20 protein-coding genes and 2 pseudogenes are annotated in these 23,734 nt (G+C 71.4%); 8 read left to right on the top strand and 14 right to left on the bottom strand.

What is annotated here, in order from left to right:
- A complete protein-coding gene (locus RL72_RS16175) occupies positions 1 to 1,128 on the bottom strand; it encodes an alkaline phosphatase family protein (protein WP_082072463.1) in 1,128 nt (375 codons plus the stop codon).
- A gap of 80 nt (positions 1,129 to 1,208) precedes the next feature.
- Here RL72_RS16175 and RL72_RS16170 point away from each other — a divergent pair, with 80 nt between their 5' ends.
- Positions 1,209 to 3,656 carry a DNA gyrase/topoisomerase IV subunit A gene (locus RL72_RS16170; RefSeq protein ID WP_045251914.1) on the top strand — a complete coding sequence of 816 codons (2,448 nt, stop codon included), beginning with the start codon at positions 1,209 to 1,211 and terminating at the stop codon, positions 3,654 to 3,656.
- Positions 3,653 to 4,174 (top strand): AAA family ATPase, encoded by a 522-nt coding sequence (locus tag RL72_RS16165; RefSeq protein WP_045251913.1) that lies wholly within the window; start codon positions 3,653 to 3,655, stop codon positions 4,172 to 4,174. The genes RL72_RS16170 and RL72_RS16165 overlap by 4 nt, the downstream gene beginning before the upstream one ends.
- A 24-nt stretch (positions 4,175 to 4,198) precedes the next feature.
- Here the strand turns inward: RL72_RS16165 and RL72_RS16160 are convergent, their stop codons facing one another.
- The 4 genes from RL72_RS16160 to RL72_RS16145 are packed head-to-tail and all read right to left on the bottom strand — an operon-like array spanning position 4,199 to position 8,229.
- On the bottom strand, positions 4,199 to 5,131 hold the full coding sequence (locus RL72_RS16160; RefSeq protein ID WP_045251912.1) for a 3-oxoacyl-ACP synthase III family protein: 933 nt from the start codon (positions 5,129 to 5,131) through the stop codon (positions 4,199 to 4,201).
- Positions 5,118 to 6,437: a F390 synthetase-related protein gene (locus RL72_RS16155; protein WP_045251911.1), complete on the bottom strand. Its 1,320-nt coding sequence runs from the start codon at positions 6,435 to 6,437 to the stop codon at positions 5,118 to 5,120. The genes RL72_RS16160 and RL72_RS16155 overlap by 14 nt, the downstream gene beginning before the upstream one ends.
- Entirely contained in the window at positions 6,437 to 7,234 is a 798-nt protein-coding gene (locus RL72_RS16150) for an MBL fold metallo-hydrolase (RefSeq protein ID WP_045251910.1), read from the bottom strand. Before RL72_RS16150 ends, RL72_RS16155 begins: the two co-directional genes overlap by 1 nt.
- Positions 7,231 to 8,229, bottom strand: coding sequence for an NAD-dependent epimerase/dehydratase family protein (locus RL72_RS16145; protein WP_045251909.1), 999 nt, complete (start codon positions 8,227 to 8,229; stop codon positions 7,231 to 7,233). Before RL72_RS16145 ends, RL72_RS16150 begins: the two co-directional genes overlap by 4 nt.
- A 72-nt stretch (positions 8,230 to 8,301) precedes the next feature.
- Here RL72_RS16145 and RL72_RS16140 point away from each other — a divergent pair, with 72 nt between their 5' ends.
- On the top strand, positions 8,302 to 9,519 hold the full coding sequence (locus RL72_RS16140; protein ID WP_045251908.1) for a glycosyltransferase: 1,218 nt from the start codon (positions 8,302 to 8,304) through the stop codon (positions 9,517 to 9,519).
- Here the strand turns inward: RL72_RS16140 and RL72_RS16135 are convergent.
- Genes RL72_RS16135 through RL72_RS16125 form a run of 3 tightly spaced genes read right to left on the bottom strand, consistent with a single transcriptional unit; the run spans position 9,497 to position 13,029 of the window.
- Positions 9,497 to 10,435 carry an arginase family protein gene (locus tag RL72_RS16135; RefSeq protein WP_082072462.1) on the bottom strand — a complete coding sequence of 313 codons (939 nt, stop codon included), beginning with the start codon at positions 10,433 to 10,435 and terminating at the stop codon, positions 9,497 to 9,499. The two genes, RL72_RS16140 and RL72_RS16135, sit on opposite strands and share 23 nt — an antisense overlap.
- A gap of 12 nt (positions 10,436 to 10,447) precedes the next feature.
- Positions 10,448 to 10,921, bottom strand: coding sequence for a GNAT family N-acetyltransferase (locus RL72_RS16130; protein WP_045251907.1), 474 nt, complete (start codon positions 10,919 to 10,921; stop codon positions 10,448 to 10,450).
- Complete coding sequence (locus tag RL72_RS16125) at positions 10,921 to 13,029, bottom strand: DNA gyrase/topoisomerase IV subunit B (protein WP_082072461.1); 2,109 nt, start codon at positions 13,027 to 13,029, stop codon at positions 10,921 to 10,923. Before RL72_RS16125 ends, RL72_RS16130 begins: the two co-directional genes overlap by 1 nt.
- Before the next feature lie 181 nt (positions 13,030 to 13,210).
- Between RL72_RS16125 and RL72_RS16120 the strand changes: the two genes are divergently transcribed.
- Positions 13,211 to 13,423, top strand: coding sequence for a DUF7455 domain-containing protein (locus RL72_RS16120; RefSeq protein WP_045251906.1), 213 nt, complete (start codon positions 13,211 to 13,213; stop codon positions 13,421 to 13,423).
- Positions 13,424 to 13,557: 134 nt separating this feature from the next.
- Here RL72_RS16120 and RL72_RS16115 read toward each other — a convergent pair whose 3' ends face one another.
- Together RL72_RS16115 and RL72_RS16110 are read right to left on the bottom strand one after the other, a co-directional pair.
- Complete coding sequence (locus RL72_RS16115) at positions 13,558 to 14,607, bottom strand: alanine racemase (RefSeq protein ID WP_045251905.1); 1,050 nt, start codon at positions 14,605 to 14,607, stop codon at positions 13,558 to 13,560.
- Entirely contained in the window at positions 14,595 to 15,317 is a 723-nt protein-coding gene (locus RL72_RS16110; protein ID WP_248700503.1) for an alanine racemase, read from the bottom strand. The genes RL72_RS16115 and RL72_RS16110 overlap by 13 nt, the downstream gene beginning before the upstream one ends.
- 115 nt (positions 15,318 to 15,432) lie before the next feature.
- Here RL72_RS16110 and RL72_RS16105 point away from each other — a divergent pair, with 115 nt between their 5' ends.
- Positions 15,433 to 16,455 carry a sugar-transfer associated ATP-grasp domain-containing protein gene (locus tag RL72_RS16105; RefSeq protein ID WP_045251904.1) on the top strand — a complete coding sequence of 341 codons (1,023 nt, stop codon included), beginning with the start codon at positions 15,433 to 15,435 and terminating at the stop codon, positions 16,453 to 16,455.
- Positions 16,456 to 16,521: 66 nt separating this feature from the next.
- Here RL72_RS16105 and RL72_RS16100 read toward each other — a convergent pair whose 3' ends face one another.
- The 3 genes from RL72_RS16100 to RL72_RS16090 all read right to left on the bottom strand — a co-directional run bounded on the left by RL72_RS16100 (position 16,522) and on the right by RL72_RS16090 (position 19,634).
- Entirely contained in the window at positions 16,522 to 17,226 is a 705-nt protein-coding gene (locus RL72_RS16100; RefSeq protein WP_045251903.1) for a coenzyme F420-0:L-glutamate ligase, read from the bottom strand.
- Entirely contained in the window at positions 17,223 to 18,512 is a 1,290-nt protein-coding gene (locus RL72_RS16095; RefSeq protein ID WP_248700515.1) for an RNA polymerase sigma factor, read from the bottom strand. Before RL72_RS16095 ends, RL72_RS16100 begins: the two co-directional genes overlap by 4 nt.
- Positions 18,513 to 18,698: 186 nt before the next feature.
- Entirely contained in the window at positions 18,699 to 19,634 is a 936-nt protein-coding gene (locus tag RL72_RS16090; RefSeq protein ID WP_045251901.1) for a proteasome assembly chaperone family protein, read from the bottom strand.
- A 110-nt stretch (positions 19,635 to 19,744) separates the two neighbouring features.
- On the opposite strand from RL72_RS16090, the gene RL72_RS16085 reads away from it, so the two are divergent.
- From RL72_RS16085 to RL72_RS16075, 3 genes and pseudogenes are all read left to right on the top strand, one after another.
- Positions 19,745 to 21,223 (top strand): leucyl aminopeptidase, encoded by a 1,479-nt coding sequence (locus RL72_RS16085; protein ID WP_045252138.1) that lies wholly within the window; start codon positions 19,745 to 19,747, stop codon positions 21,221 to 21,223.
- Positions 21,220 to 22,593, top strand: a complete 1,374-nt coding sequence (gene lpdA, locus RL72_RS16080) for a dihydrolipoyl dehydrogenase (RefSeq protein WP_045251900.1) — start codon at positions 21,220 to 21,222, stop codon at positions 22,591 to 22,593. Before RL72_RS16085 ends, lpdA begins: the two co-directional genes overlap by 4 nt.
- A 97-nt stretch (positions 22,594 to 22,690) precedes the next feature.
- A pseudogene (locus RL72_RS16075) lies at positions 22,691 to 23,296 on the top strand (biotin/lipoyl-containing protein); the annotation flags it as partial.
- 39 nt (positions 23,297 to 23,335) lie between these two features.
- On the opposite strand, the pseudogene RL72_RS19620 reads toward RL72_RS16075, so the two are convergent.
- Positions 23,336 to 23,665 (bottom strand): annotated as a pseudogene (locus tag RL72_RS19620) (E3 binding domain-containing protein); the annotation flags it as partial.
- Positions 23,666 to 23,734: the final 69 nt, after the last annotated feature.

Here is a 23,734-nt window from a genome sequence, read left to right as displayed (position 1 = left end):
TCAGCGGGCGAACGCGCCGAAGCGGATCAACGGCACCCGGAGCTCCTCGGGGCTCAGCGAGCCATGCTGGCCGATCATGCCCTGCGCGCGCTGGTCGGCCGCGGCTCCGTCGTACAGCGCCCACAGTCCGCGCGCCGGAACGACGAGGTCGCCGACGCGACTCTGCGCCTCCACCGTGGGAACCGCGCCGAACAGGCCGCCGTCCACCGCCTGGGTGCGGGTCAGCACGTCCGCCGCGCCCTCGACCCCCGCCGCCCAGCGCGCGGCCGCCTCGACCGCCCGCGCCGGGTCGTCGAGATAGACATGGAGCATGCGGGGCTCCCCCGCGATCGCGACGACGCCCTCTTGAAGCGGGCTTCGCTCGTCGATCACGAGGTGCCGGCTCCGCGGCACGTCGACCATGCCGTGATCGGCGGTCACGAGCACGCCTACGCCGTCGGGCACCGCAGCGGGGATCGCCGCGTCGAGCTCTTCGAGCGCCGCGACCCACGCGCCGGATGCCATGCCGTGCTTGTGCCCCGCCTTGTCCGCCTCGGGCAGATAGCAGTAGACCAGGGCACCCTCGTGCTCCTCGGCGAGGCTCAGAGCGAGGGCGACCCGCTCCGCCGCGGACGTCGCGGAGCGGAACTGTGCGCCGCGGAGCGTCGCCGCGGAGAATCCGCTCCGCGCGTACTCGGCGAGTCCGACGGCGAACGCCGGACGGCCGCCCTCCGTCGCGGTCTCGAACACGGTCGGCGTGCGCTGCCAGGCGAGCGGGTCGACCTTGGCCTTCTCCCAGCCGGCGAGCTGGTTGACGATGACGCCGGTCTGCGGATCCCGGACCTCGTAGCCGACGAGTCCGTGCCGGCCGGGATCGACGCCCGTGAGCAGGCTCGTCAGCGCGGCGGCCGTCGTGGAGGGGAACACGCTCGAGAGCACGTCCTTCTTCGACATGGCGCCCGTGAGCCGTCGAGCGTGCCCGGCGTGCGCCCGCAGCGGGATCGCGCCGAGCCCGTCCATCACGACCAGGACGACCGATCGAGCCCTCGGCAGCGAGTCCCCGACGCCGTCGAGCGCACCGAAAAGGTCGCGCGCCACCCCGGTGATGCTCCGGGTGGACGGCGGGATCGCCGGTAGCATGAGGGTCATCCGAGTCAGTCTCGCACAGAGCCCGGCCCGGACCGGCGTCGAGAAACGCTCCGCCGCCTCCCGAAGACCGCAGGAAGCCCATGCCCCGCACCACGCCGCCCGAGCCGATCGAAGAGCGCATCCAGGACATCGATCTGTCGAGCGAGATGCAGGGCTCGTTCCTGGAGTACGCGTACTCCGTCATCTACTCCCGCGCGCTCCCCGACGCCCGCGACGGGCTCAAGCCCGTGCAGCGGCGCATCCTGTTCCAGATGGCCGAGATGGGCCTGCGCCCCGACCGAGGCCACGTCAAGAGCGCGCGCGTCGTCGGCGACGTGATGGGCAAGCTGCACCCGCACGGCGACTCCGCGATCTACGACGCGCTCGTGCGTCTCGCCCAGCCGTTCTCGCTGCGTCTGCCGCTCGTCGACGGGCACGGGAACTTCGGATCCCTGGACGACGGCCCGGCCGCCTCGCGGTACACCGAGGCGCGCCTCGCTCCCGCGGCCCTCGCGCTCACCGAGAGCCTCGACGAGGACGTCGTCGACTTCGTGCCGAACTACGACGGCCAGTTCCAGCAGCCCTCCGTGCTGCCCGCCGCGTTCCCCAACCTCCTCGTCAACGGCGCAAGCGGCATCGCGGTCGGCATGGCCACCAACATGGCGCCGCACAACCTCATCGAGGTCGTGGCCGCGGCGGTGCATCTGCTCGAGCACCCCGAGGCCACCACCGAAGAGCTCATGGAGTTCGTGCCGGGACCGGACTTCCCCTCCGGCGGGATCGTGATGGGCCTGGACGGCGTGCGCGATGCGTACGCGAACGGCCGCGGTGCGTTCAAGGTGCGCGGCAAGGCGTCGGTCGAGCCGCTCGGCCCCCGTCGCACCGGCATCGTCGTCACCGAGCTGCCGTACATGGTCGGACCGGAGCGCGTGATTGAGAAGATCCGCGACGCCGTGCAGGCGAAGAAGCTGCAGGGCATCAGCGACGTCAACGACCTCACCGACCGCAACCACGGCCTGCGGATCCAGATCGGCGTCAAGAACGGCTTCGACCCGAACGCGGTGCTGGAGCAGCTGTACCGGCTCACCCCGCTCGAGGACTCCTTCAGCATCAACAACGTCGCCCTCGTCGACGGCCAGCCGCGCACCCTCGGGCTCAAGGAGCTGCTGAGCGTCTACGTCCGGCACCGCCTCGAGGTGGTCACGCGCCGCAGCCGTTTCCGTCTCGCCCGCCGCGAGGAGCGCCTGCACCTGATCGAGGGACTGCTCATCGCGATCCTCGACATCGACGAGGTCATCCAGGTCATCCGCTCCTCGGACGACTCCGAGCAGGCCCGCACCCGGCTGCAGAGCGTCTTCGACCTCAGCGAGCGGCAGGCGGAGTACATCCTCGAGCTGCGGCTGCGCCGCCTCACCAAGTTCTCCCGCATCGAGCTCGAGACCGAGCGCGACCAGCTGCTCGCCGAGATCGCGGCGCTGCAGGAGCTGCTCGCGAGCGACGCGCTGCTGCGCGCACAGGTCGCGACCGAGCTCGACGCCGCGGCCGAGGCGTACGGCACGCCGCGGCGCACCATGCTGCTCAACGCGGCGCCGCCCAAGACGCGCGCCGCCAAGGGCCCGGTGGACACGCAGATCGCCGACGCTCCGACGACGGTCGTGCTCTCGACCACCGGTCGCGCGGTGCGCGTGGACCTCGAGCCCGGCCAGGAGCTCTCCCCCGCCACGCGACGCAGCAAGCACGACGCGATCCTCACGACGCTGTCGACCACCACGCGCACCGAGATCGGTGCGGTCACCACCGCGGGACGGGTGCTGCGGTTCACCGCGATGGATCTGCCGTCCGTGCCGCCCGCCTCGGTGCATCTCGCCGCGGGCGTGCCGCTGCGCGACTACATCGGGCTGCTCGACAAGAGCGAGCGGATCCTCGCGCTCGTCCGCTTCGACGACGACACCCCGCTGGCGCTCGGCACGCGCGCGGGCGTCGTGAAGCGGGTCGTGCCGTCCTCGCTCGCGGTGAAGCCCGAGCTCGAGATCATCGGCATGAAGCCGGGCGACGCGGTCGTCGGCGCGGGCACTGCCCCGGACGACACGGAGCTCGTGTTCGTCACGAGCGACGCGCAGCTGCTGCACTTCCCCGCCTCGGGCGTGCGGCCGCAGGGCGCACCGGCGGGAGGCATGGCGGGCATCAAGCTCGGCGCCAAGGCCGAGGTCATCGCCTTCTCGGTGCTGGCCGCCGGCGACGAGGACGCCATCGTGGTGACGGTCTCCGGCGCCACGGGCATGATCGCCGGCACCGACCCCGGCCGCGCCAAGGCGTCCCGCTTCGCGGAGTTCCCCGGCAAGGGCCGGGCGACCGGCGGAGTGCGGGCGCATGCGTTCCTGAAGGGCGAGGACCGCCTGACCCTCGCCTGGGTCGGCTCAGAGCCGGCGCTCGCGGTCGGCCCCGACGGCTCCGCGCGGGTGCTGCCCGAGACGGGGGCCAAGCGCGACGCGTCGGGTCAGCCGATCGACGGTGTGATCGGCTCGATCGGCAGCGCCCTGGGCGCATGACCGGCTCGGTGGTGCTCGTGTCGGGTCTGCCCGGCGTCGGCAAGACGACCGTGGCCCGGCAGCTCGCGGCGCGAGCCACCCGAGGAGCACACCTCGACACCGATCAGATCGGCGAGTCCCTGATCCTCTCCGGACTGGTCGCGCCCGGGCAGGAGCCCGCTGAGGAGGCGGAGCGCCAGCTGGACCTGCGTCGGCGCAACATCGTGGCACTGGCCCGCAACTTCGCCGAGTCCGACTTCGACGTGTCGATCTCGGATGTGGTGCTGTGGCCCGAACTGCTCGACGAGTACCGCCGGGGGATCGCTCTGCCGCTGCGCTTCGTGCTTCTGACGGCGTCCCCGGACACGATCGACGGCCGCGATGCGGCGCGCGAGAAGCACGTCGCGGATCAGTGGAGTCATCTGCGCGACGATCAGGACCGCTTCCGCGCACCGGGACTCCGCCTCGACACCACCGGCCTGACGCTCGACGACACGCTCGACGCGATCCGCACCCGGTGGGACGACGCGCTGATCTGACGCTCGACGGCAGGTGCGCCGGGGCTAGATCCGCAGGGCCAGCGCGTTCGCGGTGAGACCCGCGGCGGTTCCGCAGAGCACGACGGTGTCTCCGCGGCGGATCCGGCCCGACTCGAGGGACCGGACGAGCATGAACGGCACCGACGCGGAGACCATGTTGCCGAACGCCGCGACCTCGTCCACACGACGGTCCGCCGGCACACCGATCCGGTCCAGCATCGGGCCGAGCGCCGCGGAGGCCTGATGCGGGATCCACAGCGCGATGTCGTCGTGCGAGAGCCGGGCGCGCGCCAGGAAACGGCTGAAGAACTCCGGGAGGACGCGCATCATCGCCAGCAGCGCGCGACGCCCGTCCATGTCGAACAGGTAGTCGGCCGGATCCGCCTCCGCGTACCGCTGCGCCGGGGAATGCGAGAGCCCGCCGCGGATCTCCGTGTCGTGCGCGTGCGCGGGCCAGGTCTGCTGCAGGCTCGAGACCACGCCGCCTCCGCCGGCCGCCGGGCGCCGCAGCACCACCGCGGCCGCGGCGTCGCTGAAGAGCTCGTAGCTCTCCCGCTGCCCCGGGTTGAGGAAGCGGCTCCCCACGTCTCCCGCGACGATCAGCACCGTGCCGTACTCGCCGTCGTCCAGGTAGCGCGAGGCGACGTCGAGCGCGGTCACGAAGCTCGTGCAGGTGGAGTTCACATCGAACGCGGCCGCGTGCCCCGCCCGCGTCAGCCGCTCCCACACCAGCGCCGCGGTGCACGGGATCGGCTGGATGCCCGCCGCCGATGCGCCGAGCACCAGATCCACGTCGTCGACCGAGAGACCCGCGTGGTCCAGGGCTCGCCGTGCGGCGCCGGCGAGCATGTCCAGATGCGAGACGTCATCCTCGACGCGATAGCGGACGGCGTCCCCGAAGCGCACGACGCGCTCGGGCAGCGTCGTGCCCCAGCCTGCGATCTCACAGTTCCGCATTCCCGTCCCCCCTCCAGCGCCGTTCTACCCGGCGCAGCTTGCGGCCGTCGTCCGGCGCATAGGGTGCGAACCCAAGCTCCGGTCGCACCGCACCGAGGCGGTCGGCCAATGATGCCAGTTCCGCGGCGACGTCGGCGCGCACCGCGTCCTCTCGCGCGTCGTCCGCCACCCGCAGCTGCACCTCGAGCCTGGCGCGGTCCACCTGCACGACGCGGTACTCCGACACGCCGTCGGCGTAGAGCATCGTCCGCGACACCAGGTCGGCGAACACGTCCACGGTGCCGCCGTCGCGTCCCGGCAGCAGAAGCGTGTCGCCCTCCCGACCCTCGATCCGCTCCAGCGCGGCCAGAGCGCTCCCGCAGGGGCAGGCATCGACGCGGGCGCGCAGCACGTCGCCCAACCGGTAGCGCACGATGGGCTGCGCTCGGCGGCGCAGATCCGTCACGATCGGCACGAAACGACCGTCGCCGAGCGGCTCCCGCTCGATCACGATCCCGTCCTCGTTGAGATGCAGCGTGCCGTGCTCGCAGGTGTGCGCGAGGAAGCCCTCGGTGCACTGGTACAGCTGGTGGATCATGCGCTGTCCGAGGGCCGCGGCGATCCGGCGTCCGTCCGCGATCTCCAGCACCTCCGCGACCGCGTACACCTTCTCCGGCCGCACGGACACGGCGCCCCGCTCGACCTCCCGGGCGATCGCGAGGAGCACCGACGGCGGAGCGACCAGGATCGTCGGTGCGAACCGCGCCAGCCGCTGGAGATTCGCGGCACGGTCGGCGAACACGTCGAAGTAGGAGAACGACACCGCGCGGGACGCCACCGATCCGTACAGCGTGTTCCCGGCGCGAAGGAACAGCGCGATGCGATGCCCGAGGATCCGCCCGCGCGGGAGCGTCCGCGCCAGCATGTATCCGGCCCAGGCGTCCCGCTCCGCGGCGCTGACCAGGAAGAGCCCGCGATGGCCGCTCGTCCCGCTCGAGAGACCCACGGAGCATCCGTCGATATCAGCGCTGAAGTCGCGGGACCGCTCGCTCGCCAGGGCCAGGTTCAGGGCCTCGTCGCGGCGCACGCCGACCGTGTTGAGCTCGTCGAAGCGGGCCATCATGATCGCCTTGTCCATCAGGGGTAGTGATCCGAGATCGTCCGCACCCCGCGGGATCAGATCGCGGAAGTACGGGGACCGCCGCCGCAGGAAGTCGAGATGACGGCGCAGCAGCCGACGCTGACGCCGTTCGACGGCGGCGCGGCTCCGCAGCGGACGCAGCCAGCGTGTGGAGGCGAACTCGCCCAGGATGCGCAGGCGGGACATCAGCCGAGCAGCTCCCGGTCGGTCAGGGGGTCATGACTGCAGACGACGCGGATGCCCGCACGCGACAGCGCCACGAGCATGCGCGCGGTCTTCCCGTACGCCTCGGGGTCGTTCTGCAGCCGCCGTGGCAGCGCGCGCATGCGCGGCGCCGCGGCGAGCAGATCCGAGCCCCATGCGGCGTCGCCGGCGATCAGCACCCTGTCCTCGATCAGCGCTCCGAGATGCCCGTTCGCATGACCGGGCAGATCCACGAGCCGCAGCAGGCCATCGCCGAACGGATCCGCGACGCGCACGGTCTCACCCGCGACGGGCACGGCCGAGAACCGGTCCGGTGCGAGGACGAGCGGATCCCGCCCCGGGAAGTCCGGAGGGAGCAGGCCGACCAGGATCGCGTCACGAAGCCGCGCACGTCGGTAGGACGCGAGCATCCCGGAGGTCAGGATCAGCCGCGCGCCGGGGAACCGTCCCACGCCGCCGATGTGATCGGGGTGGAGGTGGGACAGCACGAGATGCGTGATGCTCTCCGGCGCGACGCCGTGCGCGGCGAGCTGCACGTCCACCGCCTCCTGGGGATCCACCGTCGGAGGCAGGATCCGCCGGTACACCCGACCGCGCCACCCGGCGTCCCACGGCTCGGGTGCGTACCCGGTGTCGAACAGGATCCGGCGGCCGTCGCCGGGCTCGTAGAGGAAGACACCCGCGGGGAACGCGCGCACCCCCCGCTCGCCTCCGCGGAAGAGCGCACCCAGGTCATGCGCGGTGCTGCCGCAGACGAAGTGCCGCAGTCGGCCGGTCATCGCACCTCCGGGGACAGGGCGTCCACCGCACGGTCGAGCGCCTCATCGATCGACACCACGGGCCGGTAGCCGAGCTCCGCCCTGGCGCGCGAGATGTCGAGCGTCTGGGAGAAGGCGATGGTGGACAACGTGTAGCGGGTCAGCGGAGGTTCCGGACGACCGGGGAGCACCCCGCACACCGCCTCCATCGCCGCGGCCATCGCCCACGCCGCCCGGCGGGAGACGTGCCGGTACCGCGGCGTCTCCCCCAGCCGCACGAGCAGCTCCTCGAGCAGCACCCGGAACGGACGCGGATCGCCGTTGCTGATGTTGTAGACGCCGCCGCGCGGGTCACCGCTGCGGAGTGCGAGGCGCAGCGCGCTCGCCGCGTTCTCGACGGCGGTGACGTCGACGAGGTTGCGTCCGCCGTCGAAGAGCGGCACGCCGATCCGGCGGTGCACCGCGACGAGCCGCGGCACGAGGCTCGGATCGCCGGCGCCGATGAGCCCCCGAGGCCGCAGGATGACGAGCTCGCGGATCCGGCCCGCGCGCAGCGCCTCCTGCAAGAGGGCCTCGGCGGCGATCTTCGAGCGGATGTACTCGTTCAGCCGGTTGCCGACGTCGACCTCGTCCTCGCGGATCCCCGTGCGGTCCCGTCCCGCGGCGTACACACTCGGCGACGAGACGAAGACGAACCGCCGCGCCCCGTTGCGCTCCGCGAAGGCGAGCGCCGCGGCCGTGCCCGCGACGTTGGCCTCCTCGAAGTCGCGCCGGCGCCCCCAGGGCGAGGAGAGGGCCGCGCAGTGCACCACCGCATCGACGTCGCGACGCACGGCGGGGAGCTCCGCGAGCGGCAGGACGAGTCGATCCTCCGCAGCGGAGATCCGCGCGAGCGCGGTGACGTTCCGCCCCGAGGCCAGGACCGGGATCCCGTGGGCCCGCAGCTCACGCACGACGTGTCCGCCGAGGAAGCCGCTCGCCCCCGTCACGAGCACGGGAGCGTCGGTCGAGGGCATGTCCCGATGCTAGGGCACGCCCGTGCGCGGCTCCCGCGACGACCCGCGCTGACCCCGCCCTACAGTGGGAGCGTGCGCATCGCGATGGTCACCGATTACTACCTGCCGACGCTCGGCGGGGTGCAGACGGCCATCAAGGCGCATCGCGAAGAGCTCGTGCGGGCCGGGCACCACGTCACGGTGTTCGCTCCCCTCGCCGCCCCGTCGCCGGATGCGGCGACCGTGCGGCTGCCGACGGCCCGGCGCTTCGCCCCCGACGGGTATCCGTTCACGTGGACGCTGCGCGCCGCGACCGCGGTGCTCGAGCAGGAGCTCGTCGGCTTCGACGTCGTGCATGTGCACACCGAGATGTTCGCGGCGCTCGCGGCATACCGCGCCGCCCGCGCACGGGGCATCCCCCTCGTCCAGACCATGCACGGGCGCATCGACGTGTACACGCGCTCGGTGCTCCCGCTTCCGGCCGTGACCACGGCGGTGCTCGCCGCGATGCACCGGCGTGGTCTCGGGGCTGCCGACGCCCGCATCGACCCGACGGCGCACTACGCGCGCACTCGCACGGCGCAACGCATGTGGCGGCTCATGGTCGGCCAGGCGCAGCAGGCCGATCACGTCATCGTGCCGTCTGAGCACTTCGCGGGCAAGCTCCGCGCCCAGGGCGTGCGGACGCCGCTGACCGTGCTGTCGAACGGACTCGAGAGTTCCGTGCTCGCGGCGATCGGACAGCCGCCTCCGCGACACCTCTCCGCCGGGGAGCCGCTGCGGGTGCTGTGGTGCGGTCGGCTGTCCCCCGAGAAGCGCCCCGAGGTGTTCCTCGATGCGATGGCCCGCACCCCGGGTTCGACGGCCGTCATGCTCGGCGACGGGATCTCGCGCGCCGCCGTCGCACGGCGTGCGGCCGCGATCGGAAAGGGCCGCGTGGACGTCCGCGGCTCGGTCCCCCAGCACGAGGTGCTGTCCGCGATGCAGGACGCGCACGTGCTCGTCTCCTCCTCGTGGGACTTCGACAACCAGCCCATGGTGCTGCTGGAGGCCGTCGCCGCGGGTCTGCCGGTGATCCTCGCCGATCCGGACCTCGCCGAGGCGCTGCCTCCGGACGGATACCTCGTCGCCGCGAGCCCGGATGCCGAAGGACTGTCCGCCGCTCTGACCGCGCTGGCGGGAGCACCGGAACACGTCGCCCGGATGAGCGCCGCAGCGATCGCGCATCGGCCGCAGGTCGCCCAGAGCACGCACCGGGACCGGCTGCTCGCCGTCTACGACGCGGCCATCAGCGCGCGCCGGGTGCGCTGATCGGGGCGTCGTCTCCGATCTCCGCCCCGAGATCCGCGAGCCCTTCCGCGACGATCCCCGCGACCGTGCGCGCGTGCACGCCATCCGGGTCCAGGTCCGGATCGAACACCGTCACCGACGCACCCCAGGCGTGCGGTGCGAGCGCGGCGAGCAGGCCGATGAGCTCCCCCGGCGAGAGCCCACCCGGGTCGGGGCTGTCCACGGCCGGCATGTGCGACGGATCCAGCACGTCCACGTCGACCTGGATCCAGTAGCCGCTCTCGAGGCCGTCCACCGCGCGGACGCGGGACGCCGCCCGCACGCCGCCGTGCAGGATGACCTCGTCGGCGGGCGCGACGAGCGCGATGGTCCGGCGCAGCTCCTCCTCGTGCGGGTCGCCGTAGCGGCAGCCGATGTGCGCGGTGCGCGCCGGAGCGAAATACGGGGAGAGCCCGTCGATGTCGCTGAGCGCAGGCGAGTGCGCACCCACCGCGGCGGCGAGGTCCTCCCCCGCCACGCTCCCGACGCCGTCGCTGTTGCCCGGGTGGCGGAAGTCCGTATGACCGTCGATGTGCACGAGGCCCCCGCCGCCGCTCACGCGAGTCGCGAGTCCGGCGCCGATCAGAAGGCTGCAGTCGCCGCCGAGCACCAGCGGCGCCTGCCCCGATTCCCGGATCTCGAACAGACGATGCGCGAGGCGACGGGCATGGTCGATGATGGCCGCCTGATTGCGCACCGTTCCGGCCGCTCGGCGTCCGTCGTCGTCCACGTATCGGCCCGGCAGCACGACACCGCCGTCGACCGCGCCACGCGCGTGCAGCAGACGGTGCAGTCCCGCCTCGCGGAGCGCTTCGGGTGCCTTGGCGGCTCCCGGCACGCCGCCCGGCACGGGCGGGCGGAGACCGAGGTTCGTGGGGGCGGAGACGACGGCGACCATCGTCTCAGTCTGTCAAGCCGGCGTCGCCGCCGCGCCCGACCCGCCCGGAGCGCGACGCATCCAGACGTCGACGCCGTCCTCGTGCTCGCAGGCGAAGCCGTGACGTTCGTAGAGCCGCCGCGCGGCGGATCCGACGAGCACCTGCAGCCGCAGCTCGCGCTCGCGCGTCTCGGCCAGCACAGCGCGGAGCACCGCGGTGCCGATCCCCCGTCCCTGGTACGCGGCGTCGAGGTAGAACATCTCCAGCCACACCGCCTCCCGTTCCGGACGCAGCGTGATCGTGCCGGCGACCGCGTCGTCGACGAGGATCATGCGCGTGTGCGCGGTCGAGAAGTGCTCGACGACGCGGGCGCGGGAGCGGTCGGGATCCCACCCGACCAGCGGTTCCAGGTCGCGGCGCAGCACTCGCTCCTTGAGCGCGGCGACGAGATCGACGTCCTCGGGCATCGCGGCCCGCAGCGCGAAGCCCTCCGACACCGGGCTCATCAGGCGTCGATGGCCTCGCGGGCCAGCCGGTCCGAGGAGTCGATGATGAACTCGCGACGCGGCGCGACCTCATTGCCCATCAGCAGCTCGAAGACGCGCCCTGCGGCCTCCACGTCCTCCATGCGCACACGGCGCAGGAGACGACCCGAGCGGTCCATCGTGGTCGACGCCAGCTGCTCCGCATCCATCTCACCGAGACCCTTGTACCGCTGGATCGGCTCGTGCCAGCGCTTGTTCTGCTTGCGCAGCTTGGCCAGCAGCGCGTGCAGCTCGCCCTCGCTGTAGGTGTAGATCGTCTCGTTGGGCTTGGATCCGGGGTTCATCACGATCACGCGATGCAGGGGCGGCACGGCGGCGAAGACCCGTCCGTCCTCGATGAGCGGCCGCATGTAGCGGTAGAACAGGGTGAGCAGCAGCGTGCGGATGTGCGCGCCGTCGACGTCGGCGTCGCTCATCAGGATGATCTTGCCGTAGCGCGCCGTCGAGAGGTCGAACGAGCGGCCGGATCCGGCGCCGATCACCTGGATGATCGAGGCGCATTCGACGTTCGACAGCATGTCGCTGACGGACGCCTTCTGCACGTTGAGGATCTTGCCCCGGATCGGCAGAAGCGCCTGGTACTCGCTGGTGCGGGCGTGCTTGGCGGTGCCGAGCGCGGAGTCGCCCTCCACGATGAACAGCTCGGTCTGCGCGACGTCCGTGGAGCGGCAGTCGACGAGCTTGGCCGGGAGGGACGAGGACTCCAGCGCGTTCTTGCGGCGCTGGGTCTCCTTGTGGGCGCGCGCCGAGACGCGGGCCTTCATCTCGGCGACGATCTTGTCCAGAAGCATCGACGCCTGGTTCTTGTCGTCGCGCTTGGTCGACGAGAACCGTTCGCCGAGCGCCTTGCGCACCACCTGGGCGACGATCGTGCGCACCGCGGGCGTGCCGAGCACCTCCTTGGTCTGCCCCTCGAACTGCGGCTCGGGCACCGTCACGGTGAGCACGGCGGTCAGGCCGGCCAGCACGTCGTCCTTCTCGAGCTTGTCATTGCCGACCTTGAGACGGCGGGCGTTCTGCTCGACCTGCGCGCGGAGGGTCTTCAGGAGCTCCTGCTCGAATCCCTGCTGGTGCGTGCCGCCCTTGGGGGTCGAGATGATGTTCACGAAGGAGCGCAGTGCCGTCTCGTACCCGGTGCCCCACCGCAGCGCGATGTCGACCGCGCACTCGCGGTGCACCTCGGTGGCCTTCATCGACCCGTCGGCCTGCAGCACCGGCACCGTCTCGGTGAATCCGCCCGATCCCTGCAGCCGCCAGGTGTCGGTGACCGGCGCATCGGTGGCGAGGTACTCGACGAACTCGCTGATCCCGCCCTCGTAGTGGTAGCTGGTCTCGTTCGCCGCCGGCGCGGCGCCGTCCTCGGCGGTTCCCGCCGCGCCGCGCTCGTCGCGCACGACGATCTCCAGCCCCGGCACCAGGAAGGCGGTCTGCCGCGCCCGCGTCTCGAGCTCGGGGAGCTGGAACGCGGCGTCCTTGGTGAAGATCTGACGGTCGGCCCAGTAGCGCACGCGGGTTCCCGTGACGCCCTTCGCGACCTTCCCGATCACGCGCAGCTCGCTGCGGTCCTCGAACGGCGTGAAGGGGGCGTCCGCCCGCGGCGCGCCGTCGTCGGCGAACGTGCCGGGCTCGCCGCGGTGGAACGACATCGCATAGGTCTTGCCGTTGCGGTCGACCTCGACGTCGAGGCGCTCCGAGAGGGCGTTGACGACGGAAGCGCCGACGCCGTGCAGACCGCCGGAGGCGGCGTAGGAGCCGCCGCCGAACTTCCCGCCGGCGTGCAGCTTGGTGTAGACGACCTCCACGCCGGTGAGTCCCGTGCGGGGCTCGACGTCGACCGGGACACCTCGACCGCGGTCGCGCACCTCGACGCTGCCGTCCTCGTGGAGCAGGACATCGATGCGCGTGCCGTTGCCGGCCACGGCCTCGTCGACCGCGTTGTCGATGATCTCCCACAGGCAGTGCATGAGGCCCGGAGAGCCGTTCGAGCCGATGTACATCCCGGGCCGCTTGCGGACGGCTTCGAGACCCTCGAGGACCTGGAGGTGATGGGCGGAGTACTCGGCTGTCACAATCCCCCATCGTATCGAGAGGACCCGACACGGATCCGGCGACACTCCTTGTCGTGACGGGCTTGCGACCCTCTGCGTACGCGCTGAGCGAAACACGCCGTCTCTCGGGCATGACTCCCAGCTCTGCGTGGTTGTATTGAGCACACCTCAAGCGGACCCGAAACACCAAGGAGGCACCGAGATGAACGCGACCACGGAAAGAGACGCCGGTACGGTCATCCCCCGCCTCACGGCGATGGACAGATGCGACGCCTGCGGCGCGCAGGCATACGTCGCCGTCGAGGTGAATGGCTCGGAGCTCCTGTACTGCGCGCATCACGCACGCAAGTACGAGGAGAAGCTGCGACCGGTGGCCACGAGCTGGCACGACGAGACGTCGCGTCTCAGCGAGTAGCCCCCAAGATCCGGACGACGGCGCTGAGCCGTCCGAGCCGGACCGTCAGCAGCCTGCCGGCCGCCGACCGCACACAGACTGGAGCGCCCGATGCCCTGCGGCATCGGGCGCTTTCGTCGTCTGGACCAGTCGCGTCAGCGGTACTCGCGGTGCACGTGGGGCGTCAGCCGGCAGAGGATCTCCTCGCCGACCGTGCCGATCGCCTCGGCGAGGGTCGTGGGCGTCTCCTCGCCGCAGCGGCCGCGCCCGAAAAGCAGCACCTCGTCCCCCGGTGCTGCACTGTCCCAGGCCTCGAGCCGCATCTCGTCGATGCCGATGTCGCGCAGTGGCCGGGGGCCGGCCGGCGTGCCGACCCTGATTCGCCCGGCGAGGGTGCTGGGCAGTCCGTCGAACGATCCGACGGCGATCACCGCGACGTCGCCCTCGATGCGCGTCACCGGCGCGAGCAGCTCGGCTGCCGGGGCGATCCCCGGCAGATCCGGACCGCCCGCAGAGCGCACGCCGAAGCAGAAGGCTCCCACGCGTACGAGCGTTCCGCGCAGCTCGGGGCGCTCCCAGGTAGCGGCCGAGGCGGTCAGGTGCTGGTGCGGGAGCACCGCGCCGAGCTCCTCTGCACGCGCGACGGCGGCGAGGAAGCGCGCCTGCGCAGCGTCGTCCTCCGCGTCGCTGGCCTCGGCGAGATGGCTCCAGGCGCCGACCAGGTCGATCATGCCGCGGTGCTGGGCATCGAGCGCGATGCGCACGCCCTCGTCCCACTCCGCGGCCGACAGGCCGTTGCGGTGCAGCCCGGTGTCGATCTTGAGGTGGATCCGGGCGCGGAATCCGCTGGCGTCCGCCTGCACGATCACGCGCTCGAGGTAGTCGAGGCTGCCGACGCCGAGGTCGACATGGGCGTGCAGCGCGGCGGCGATCTCGTCGTCGGTCGACGTCACCCAGGCGAACAGACGAGGACCGTCGCCGATCTCGGCGCGCAGCTGGATCGCGGTCGGGATGTCGTAGCTGCCGATCCAGCGCACGCCCGCATCGACAGCGACCCGCGCAGCCCAGGCGGCGCCGAGGCCGTAGCCGTCGTCCTTCACGACGATCATCAGCTCAGCCGGCGCGACCCGCGCGGTCACCGCCGCGATGTTCGCCCGCAGCACCGTGGCATCGGCCCGCAGCACCGGTCCCGTCACGCCACCCATGTGCGCTCCGTCCGCTGTCCCACGACCGCGACGAGCTCGCCCGCAGTCATTCCCGTGACCTGCGACCAGTGCGCGAGCCCCGCGGCGAGCGGCCCTGTGCCCCCGAAGTAGGTGACCTCGGCGGACGGCTCCACGTCGGCATCGCCGATGTCGACCACGCACACGTCCATCGCGATCCGGCCGACGATCGGGTGCACGACGCCGTCGATCTCGACCGACGCGCTGCTCCCGAGCGCTCGGACGACGCCCTGGGCGTAGCCGCCCGTGACCAGGGCGAGTCGTGAGTCGACCGGCGCCCGATGGATGTAGCCGTAGGACACGCCGGCCCCGGCGGCGATGTCCTTCGTGGACAGCACCCGGCCCACGACCCGCATCGCGGGAGCACCCGTGAGCGCGCCCTCCACATCGGGGAGACCGTAGAGGAGCCGCGGATCCAGGTCCGCGGCCTCGTCGCACGTCGCCGTGATGCCCTCGGCGGCGAGCAGCGCCACCTCGGGTTCGCCGTCCACCCGCACGGCGCGCGCACCCGCGGCGGTCGCGACACGGGCGGCCTCGATCAGGCCGTGCCCCCAGGCGTCGCGGCGGAGGTCGGCGATGCCCGCTCCCCCGGCGGCGACGGCACGGACCGCCCCGGACGCGAGGGCCGAGCGCGAGACGAAAGCCCGGAGCATCGCGCTCCGCGAGGGGGAGGCAGGAGGCGGGGCGGTCACCGTCTCACCCTACCGGCGCGACGCGCGAACCCCCTTCGGGACCGGCCGTCCCGGGAGGCTCGGAGCATCGCCGCCTAGAATGGACCGGTTCCACGACCCTCGACCCGGAGTACGCATGCCCTCGAACGGCCTCGGCCTCAAGTCCCGTCTCGGCTATCTCGCCGAGCGCGCCCGTCGCATCAACGTCGGCTCGGTGATCGAGCGCGCGAAGAAGGCCTCGGCGCAGCACGGAAAGGCCGTCCCGGCCGTCGTGGTGGACATGCTCTGGTCGGCCGGCCGGCACAACGTCGGCTTCCAGGACTACATCGACTACGACTTCGCGATCCTGAACCGCGCGGAGCGTGCGACGTACATGACGCACCCGGTGTCGAACCAGATCTCGGAGCGCTATGCGCACCCCGACTTCCGGCACCTGTTCCACGACAAGATCGAGTTCGACGAGAAGTTCAGCGAGTTCCTGCGCCGTGAGTGGATGGTCGTGAAGCCCGGCAACGCCGACGAGCTGCGCGACTTCGTCCAGCGTCAGGGCACGGTGATCGTGAAGACCCCGATGGGCCAGGCCGGATCGGGCGTGTTCCGCTACCACGCCGCCGACATCACGGACTGGGAGGCGTTCCACGCCGAGCTCCTCGGGAAGGGACGCCTCCTCGTCGAGGAGGTCATCCGGCAGCACCCGGACCTCGCCGCCGTCTGCCCCGGCACGGTCAACACCACGCGCGTGACCGCGTTCTTCGACGGGGAGAAGACGCACATCCTCGCGATGGCGCAGAAGTTCGGGCGCGGCGAGGTCAGCGACCAGATGTCGTTCGGCGGCTTCTACACGATGCTCGACGACGACGGCCACGCGGTGAGCGCCGGCTACGACTCGCACGGACACGTCCACGAGCTGCACCCCGACTCGGGCTTCCGCATCGCCGACTTCCAGCTCCCGCTGATCGACGAGGTCAAGGCGTTCGTCGACCAGGTGGCCCGCGTCGTGCCGCAGGTCCAGTACGTCGGCTGGGACATCGTGGTGGGTCCCGACGGACCGGTGCTCGTGGAGGGCAACTGGGGCGCCGGCGTCTACGAGAACAAGCCGAGCGTGTCGGGCATCCGCACCGGGCACAAGCCGCGCTACCAGGCCGCGATCAAGTTCTGAGCGCCGGGCGCAGGAAGAAGCCCGCCCCGTCGTCGTGACGGGGCGGGCTTCTTCGTGTTCACACGGTCAGGCCGGGCGGATGATGCCCATGGGCGTGGACTCCGTGCCCTGGCCGAGCGGATTGTCCTTGAGGATCGCGACGAGCCGCTTCTCCTCGGCTTTGTCGAGCGTGGATCCGAGGATGTTGCCGCCGAGGTCGTTGATGTCCACCACGGCCACGTCGCAGACGCCGCCGAGCAGCGCCTGCATCTCGTGGGCGACCTCGCGCGGACGCGCGGGCCCGAGCACCACCGACCGGTCGTAGGGCGGCATGGTGCCTTCGGTCGGCCCGTCGATCGCGCGCGCCTTCTCGCCGGCGATCCGGTAGAAGTCGCCGCGACGGCCGAAGGCCTTGGTCACGGCGGACACCGCTGCGGCCAGCAGGATGCGCGGGGTGCCGCACTCGCGCAGCGCCATCTCCATGGTCTCGGGCATGCCGAGCCCGATGCCGTAGGGCGTGCGCGTCACGTACTTCGACAGGAAGTGCGCGAGCCGGCGCGGATGGATCTCCTCGAGCAGGAACGAGCGCCCCTGCGTGATGCCGACGATCTTCTCGGTGATGAAGAGAAGGTCGCCCTCCTTCACCTCACCCGCGGCGTACTCGCTCACGACGTCGGCGAGCACGTCGCCCGGCATGACGACCTTCGTCCGGATCGGGATCCGCAGCCAGCGTGTGCCCTCGACGGAGATGTCGAGGTTCTTGCCGTCGTTCGGCTTCGCCTCCGCGCTCACTCGAGGTAGTCCCGCAGCGACTGCGAACGGCTCGGGTGGCGCAGCTTCGCCATCGTCTTGGACTCGATCTGCCGGATCCGCTCGCGGGTCACGCCGAACGTGTCGCCGATCTGGTCGAGCGTCTTGGGCTGCCCGTCACCGAGGCCGAAGCGCATGCGGATGACGCCCGCCTCGCGCTCCGACAGCGAGTCGAGCAGCTGCTCGAGCTGACGCTGCAGCATCGTGAAGCCGACCGCGTCGGCCGGGACCACGGCCTCGGTGTCCTCGATGAGGTCTCCGAACTCGCTGTCTCCGTCCTCACCCAGAGGCGTGTGCAGCGAGATGGGCTCACGCCCGTACTTCTGCACCTCGATGACCTTCTCCGGCGTCATGTCGAGCTCGCGGCTCAGCTCTTCCGGCGTGGGCTCGCGGCCCAGGTCCTGCAGCATCTGACGCTGCACGCGGGCGAGCTTGTTGATGACCTCGACCATGTGCACCGGGATGCGGATCGTGCGGGCCTGGTCGGCCATCGCGCGGGTGATCGCCTGACGGATCCACCACGTCGCATAGGTCGAGAACTTGAAGCCCTTGGTGTAGTCGAACTTCTCCACCGCACGGATGAGACCGAGGTTGCCCTCCTGGATCAGATCCAGGAACTGCATGCCGCGGCCCGTGTAGCGCTTGGCGAGCGAGACCACGAGGCGCAGGTTCGCGCCCAGCAGGTGGCTCTTCGCACGCTGGCCGTCACGGGCGACCCACTGCAGGTCGAGCCCGAGCTGGCTGGTCTTCTCCGCCGCGGACATCGCCGACAGCTTCTCCTCGGCGAACAGACCGGCCTCGATCCGCATCGCGAGCTCGACCTCTTCGGCCGCGTTCAGCAGCGCGACCTTTCCGATCTGCTTGAGGTAGTCCTTGACCGGGTCGGCGGTGGCGCCGGTGATCTGGGTCGAGTAGACGGGGACATCGTCCTCGTCCGTCGAACTGATGCGGATGGCTCCGGTGGGCAGCGGCTCGGCGAAGGCGGGCTTGGCGCCCTCCTCCTCGTCGCTGTCGTCGGCGACCTCGGCGGGCGCGTCCTCGGACGCGGTCTCCTCGACGGCGTCCTTCTTCGCCCTGGTCGACTTCTTCGCAGCCGGCTTCTTCGCCGCCGCCTTCGTCGGGGCGGCCTGCTCCGCGGTGCCGTCGGCGTTCGCCGCGACCTCCTCGGGCTCGGTGGCCTCGGTCTTCGTGCGGGTGTTCTTCTTCGTGGCAGTCGTCACGTCTCGCCTCTCAACGGGGCGCTGCGCGGGCGCCCTGTGTTCCTTCAGCCTGTCGGCTTGATCGGCCTGTGCCGTTTCGGGCACTAGTAAGACCCTTGTCAAGTCCTCAACGGTGCAGAGGGTCTTGACAACGGGTCGTCAGATAAGTATCGCACACTCTGCCGCCGACGAGGCCGGATCCGCAGATCCGCGCCGATCCTCGCCGGTTCCTCGTGGGAACCTTCCCGCAGAAGGTCAGATGCGGCCGTTCTTGTCCTCGTCGCCGCTGGGACGCGACGCCAGGAACCGCTCCAGCTCCGCAGCGAGCTCATCGGCACTGGGCAGCGAGCGCTCGTCGAACTCCGCCGGCCCGTCGTCCTCGACGTCGAGGCCCGCCATGTACGCGTCGTAGCGATGCTCGAGCGTGCTCACCATCTGGCCGAGCTCCTCGTTGTCGCGCACCTGGTCGTCCACGCGCTCGAGGTACGACGCGCGCCGGTCTCGCAGGTCGTCGGTCAGCAGTACAAGGCCCGTCGCCGCCATGACCTTCTCTGCGGCGGTCAGCACCGCATCGGGGTACTCCGTGTCGGCGAGGTAGTGCGGAATCAGCAGCACGAAACTCGCGACGCTCCGCTCCGCCCGCACGAAGCGGTACTCCAGGAGGTGCCCGACCGTGCCCGGGACCTGGGTCCGCGGACGCCATACCGAGTGCGCCGCGATGAGCTCCGCGCGGTTGCCGCTGACGGTCACGCCGATCGGGCGCGTGTGCGGCACCGGCATCGCGATCGAGTGCACCCAGGTCACGGTCGACACCTCGAACTCCGCCGCGAAGTCGAGCACGACGTCCGCGAAGGCGTTCCAGGCGAAGTCGGGTTCGTAGCCCGCCAGCAGCAGGAACGGGCGGGCCAGCGCGTCGTGCGCGAGCGAGAGCTCCAGCCGCGCGGGCTTGAGATCCGCGATGTGGTCCTGGTCGAACGTCAGCACCGGCCGCCGCGCACGGTAGTCCAGCAGCACGTCGTTGTCGAAGACGAGCACCGGCTCGGGCGCGGTGGTCTCGCCGAGATGGTCGATGAGCCCCGACACCGCGGATCCGGCGTCGGTGAACCCGGTCAGCAGGATGACCAGAGGCAGGCCGGACGGCACGCCGCCGGCACGGGCGACGCGTTCGTGGATCTCTCCGGAGATGGGCATGACTCCATGCTACGAGCCGCTCCGCGCCGAGGATCCGCAGAGCGCTGAGAGCGAACACGCGCGCGCCGCGTCCGCTCCGCCGTGCGCCGTCCGAATCTAGGATGGAGATCATGACGTCACCTGCGCTCGAGCTCTTCACAGGCGCTCCGGCGGACACGAACGCAGATGCGGTCGTGCTCGTCGTCGCCGGTCTCACGGACACCCCGGAAGACCTGTCCCCGTTCTCCTCCACGCACGCGGCGCTGACCGCGGTGGGCTTCACGGGAAAGGCGGGCGCATATGCGCGCATCCCGGCTCCCGAGATCGCCGGCGTCCCGGTCGCCGTGGTGAGCGCCGGCGCCGCTCCCGATGCGAGCAGCGTCCGCGAGGCCGCGGGAGCCGCGCTGCGCACGCTGACCGGGTTCGACCGGGTGTCCGTCCTCCTCGCCGACGCCGTCGCCGGATTCGCGAGCGCGGCTGCGGAGGGCGCGCTGCTCGGCGGCTACCGCTTCGACGACTACCGCTCGGGCGAGAAGCAGAAGCGCGCGAGCGCCGTCGTCCTGCACGCCGAGCTCTCCGCAGAGGACGTCGCGCACGCCACGGCCCTCGCCGAGGCCGTGGCGCTCACCCGCGACCTGGTCACCACGCCCGCCGAATGGCTGGGACCCGCCGACCTCGCCGCGCGCGCCGGCGATGCGGTGGCCGGCCTGGACGTCTCCGTCGAGGTGCTGGACGAGCAGGCGCTCGCCGCCGGGGGGTTCGGAGGCATCCTCGGAGTCGGTCAGGGCTCCGCCCGACCGCCGCGTCTGGTGCGCCTGGACTACTCCCCCGCCGACGCGACCGGGCACATCGCCCTCGTCGGCAAGGGCATCACGTTCGACACCGGCGGTCTCTCGCTCAAGCCGCCGGCCAGCATGGTCGGCATGAAGACCGACATGGCGGGCGCCGCGAGCATCCTCGCCGCGACCAAGGCCGTCGCCGCGCTCGGCCTGCCGATCCGCGTCACGGCCTGGCTGTGCATCGCGGACAACATGCCGTCCGGCACGGCGATCCGGCCGGGCGACGTGCTGCGCTTCGCCGACGGGCAGACCGTGGAGGTGCTCAACACCGATGCGGAGGGCCGCCTCGTCCTCGCGGACGGACTCGTCGCGGCCAGCCGGGAGCACCCGGACGTGATCCTCGACGTCGCGACGCTCACCGGCGCCATCATCGTCGCGCTCGGCATGCGCCACACGGGTGTGTTCGGCGACGACGACACCGTCCAGGAGGTGCTGGCCGCGGCCGCCGCGACCGGCGAGGCCGCGTGGCCGATGCCGCTGCCCGAGCACATGGAGGAGGAGCTGAAGTCGCCGATCGCCGACATGGTGAACGCGAAGATCGGCGACCCGGCCGGCGGCTCGCTCTTCGCCGGCCTGTTCCTGCGGCGGATGGTCGGGCGCGTGTCGGACGAGGACGACGCCCCGCGGATCCCGTGGGCGCATCTGGACATCGCCGGCTCGTCCGAGCACAAGGGCGCCCCCTATGGCTTCACCGACAAGGGCGCGACGGGTGCGATCGTCCGCACTCTGATCGCCTTCGCCGAGACCCGCGCGAAGGGAGGCCGCGCATGACCGCGCACAGCGCCGACGTCGTGATCCTGGGCGGCGGCAGCGGCGGCTACGCCGCGGCGCTGCGCTCCGCCGAGCTCGGGAAGTCCGTCGTCCTGATCGAGAAGGACAAGGTGGGCGGGACCTGCCTGCACCGCGGCTGCATCCCCACCAAGGCGCTGCTGCACTCCGCCGAGATCGCGGAGAACGTGCGCGACGCCGCGAAGTACGGCGTGGGCGCTTCGTTCGACGGCATCGACCCCGCCGGCGTCCGCGCCTATCGCGAGGGGATCGTCGCGAAGAAGTACAAGGGCCTCGAGGGGCTCATCAAGGCCCGCGGCATCACGGTCGTCCACGGCGAGGGCACGCTCCTCGCCGACCGCACGGTGGCCGTCGGCGAGGACGTCTACGCCGGCGCCGACGTGGTCCTGGCGACCGGCTCGTACAGCCGCAGCCTTCCCGGGCTCGAGATCGGCGGGCGGATCCTCACGAGCGAGCAGGCTCTGGCGCTCGAGGAGGTGCCGCAGCGCGTGGTGATCCTCGGCGGCGGCGTGATCGGCGTGGAGTTCGCGAGCGTCTGGCGCTCGTTCGGCGCCGAGGTCACGATCGTCGAGGCGCTCGACCATCTCGCACCGAACGAGGACATCGCTCTCAGCAAGGGCCTCGAGCGCGCGTTCCGCCGCCGCGGCATCGCGTATTCGCTCGGGGTGCGGTTCGCGAGTGCGACCCAGACCGCCGATGCCGTCACCGTCACGCTGGAGAACGGCACCTCGTACGAGGCCGATTACCTGCTCGTGGCCGTCGGCCGCGGCCCCGCCACGGCCGGCCTCGGATTCGAGGAGGCCGGAGTGCAGATGGAGCGCGGATTCGTGCTGACGGATCCCGAGCTGCGCACGAACGTCGCGCACGTCTGGGCCGTGGGCGACATCGTCCCGGGGCTCCAGCTCGCCCATCGCGGCTTCCTGCAGGGCATCGCCGCGGCCGAGCGCATCGCGGGTCTCGCTCCGGCGGTGATCCCGGATGCGCAGGTCCCCCGCGTCACGTACTGCAGCCCGGAGGTCGCCTCGGTCGGCGTCACCGAGGCCGCGGCCGTCGCGGAGCACGGCGCCGACAGCGTCGTCTCCTACGAGTACAACCTCGCCGGCAACGGCAAGAGCGAGATCATCGGCACGGGTGGACTCGTGAAGGTCGTCCGCCTCAAGGACGGCCCGGTGCTCGGTGTTCATCTTCTCGGCGACCGCGTCGGAGAGCTCATCACCGAGGGCCAGCTCGCCGTGAGCTGGGAGGCCCACCCCGAGGACATCGCCCCGTTGATCCACGCGCACCCGACGCAGAGCGAGGCGCTGGGCGAGGCCTTCCTCGCTCTTGCGGGCAAACCACTTCACGCATTGTGAAAACTTTCTTGCACATCGTGGAAATCAAGGCTGGGCTGAACCCCGTGTTGCCCACTAAGCTGATCACCATCACGTACTTCCTTAAGGAGACTCCGTCATGAGCACACCCGTGGTCCTTCCCGCCCTCGGAGAGAGCGTCACCGAGGGCACGGTGACCCGTTGGCTCAAGCAGGTCGGCGACACCGTTCAGGCCGACGAGGGACTGCTCGAGATCTCGACCGACAAGGTCGACACCGAGATCCCGTCCCCCGTCAGCGGCGTGATCGAGGAGATCCTCGTCGCCGAGGACGACACGGTCGAGATCGGCGCGATCCTCGCACGCATCGGCGACGGCTCCGGCACGTCCGCGCCTGCCGCTCCGGCCGCCGAGGCCGCTGAGCCCGCCGCTGCTCCGGCCGCGGAGGCTCCCGCTGCCGAGGCGCCCGCCGCCGAGGCCGCAGCCCCCGCGCCCGCCTCCGCCTCGTCCGACGCGACCGACGTGCGCCTGCCCGAGCTGGGCGAGAGCGTGACGGAGGGCACGGTCACCCGCTGGCTGAAGCAGGTCGGCGATGACGTGGCCGTCGACGAGCCGCTGCTCGAGATCTCCACCGACAAGGTCGACACCGAGATCCCCTCGCCCGTTGCGGGCACCCTGCAGGAGATCGTGGCCGCCGAGGACGAGACCATCGCCGTCGGTGCCGTGCTCGCACGCATCGGCAGCGGCCAGGGCGAAGAACGGCAGGAAGGACAGCTTGTCGCCGGTCTTCTGCTGGAACGAGCCCTTGACCTCATCGCGGTAGGCGGCGAGCTTCGTGACATCGACCTCGACGACCGTGGTCAGCTGCGCGGTCTGCTGCATCGAGGCGACGGCCCGCTCGGCCAGAACCTTGCGCAGACGCGACATCGGCTGCGTGGTCCCGCGCAGCGGCGAGATCACGCGCTCCTTCGGCGCAGCCGCAACGGCGGCGGGCGCAGCGGTCGCAGCCGGAGCGGCGGCAGCGTTCAGCACGTCCTCCTTGCGGATGCGGCCGCCCACGCCGGTGCCGGCGACGGATGCGAGGTCGACGCCCTTCTCGGCGGCGAGGCGACGCACCAGCGGCGTCACGTACAGCGAGTCGGACCCGGTGTCGACCTCGCATCCGTCGCCGTCACCGGCGTGGGC

It is taken from the genome of Microbacterium azadirachtae (assembly GCF_000956545.1).
Classification (GTDB): Bacteria; Actinomycetota; Actinomycetes; order Actinomycetales; family Microbacteriaceae; genus Microbacterium; species Microbacterium azadirachtae.
The sequence above is the reverse complement of the archived record's forward strand: the minus strand, read 5'-3'. Positions and strand labels throughout refer to the sequence as shown.

Excerpts from the sequence above, each read along its gene's own strand:
- RL72_RS16175 (WP_082072463.1), bottom strand. The coding sequence starts at position 1,128 with ATGACCCTCATGCTACCGGCGATCCCGCCGTCCACCCGGAGCATCACC.
- RL72_RS16170 (WP_045251914.1), top strand. The coding sequence starts at position 1,209 with ATGCCCCGCACCACGCCGCCCGAGCCGATCGAAGAGCGCATCCAGGAC.
- RL72_RS16165 (WP_045251913.1), top strand. The coding sequence starts at position 3,653 with ATGACCGGCTCGGTGGTGCTCGTGTCGGGTCTGCCCGGCGTCGGCAAG.
- RL72_RS16160 (WP_045251912.1), bottom strand. The coding sequence starts at position 5,131 with ATGCGGAACTGTGAGATCGCAGGCTGGGGCACGACGCTGCCCGAGCGC.
- RL72_RS16155 (WP_045251911.1), bottom strand. The coding sequence starts at position 6,437 with ATGTCCCGCCTGCGCATCCTGGGCGAGTTCGCCTCCACACGCTGGCTG.
- RL72_RS16150 (WP_045251910.1), bottom strand. The coding sequence starts at position 7,234 with ATGACCGGCCGACTGCGGCACTTCGTCTGCGGCAGCACCGCGCATGAC.
- RL72_RS16145 (WP_045251909.1), bottom strand. The coding sequence starts at position 8,229 with ATGCCCTCGACCGACGCTCCCGTGCTCGTGACGGGGGCGAGCGGCTTC.
- RL72_RS16135 (WP_082072462.1), bottom strand. The coding sequence starts at position 10,435 with ATGGTCGCCGTCGTCTCCGCCCCCACGAACCTCGGTCTCCGCCCGCCC.
- RL72_RS16130 (WP_045251907.1), bottom strand. The coding sequence starts at position 10,921 with ATGAGCCCGGTGTCGGAGGGCTTCGCGCTGCGGGCCGCGATGCCCGAG.
- RL72_RS16120 (WP_045251906.1), top strand. The coding sequence starts at position 13,211 with ATGAACGCGACCACGGAAAGAGACGCCGGTACGGTCATCCCCCGCCTC.
- RL72_RS16115 (WP_045251905.1), bottom strand. The coding sequence starts at position 14,607 with ATGGGTGGCGTGACGGGACCGGTGCTGCGGGCCGATGCCACGGTGCTG.
- RL72_RS16105 (WP_045251904.1), top strand. The coding sequence starts at position 15,433 with ATGCCCTCGAACGGCCTCGGCCTCAAGTCCCGTCTCGGCTATCTCGCC.
- RL72_RS16090 (WP_045251901.1), bottom strand. The coding sequence starts at position 19,634 with ATGCCCATCTCCGGAGAGATCCACGAACGCGTCGCCCGTGCCGGCGGC.
- RL72_RS16085 (WP_045252138.1), top strand. The coding sequence starts at position 19,745 with ATGACGTCACCTGCGCTCGAGCTCTTCACAGGCGCTCCGGCGGACACG.
- lpdA (WP_045251900.1), top strand. The coding sequence starts at position 21,220 with ATGACCGCGCACAGCGCCGACGTCGTGATCCTGGGCGGCGGCAGCGGC.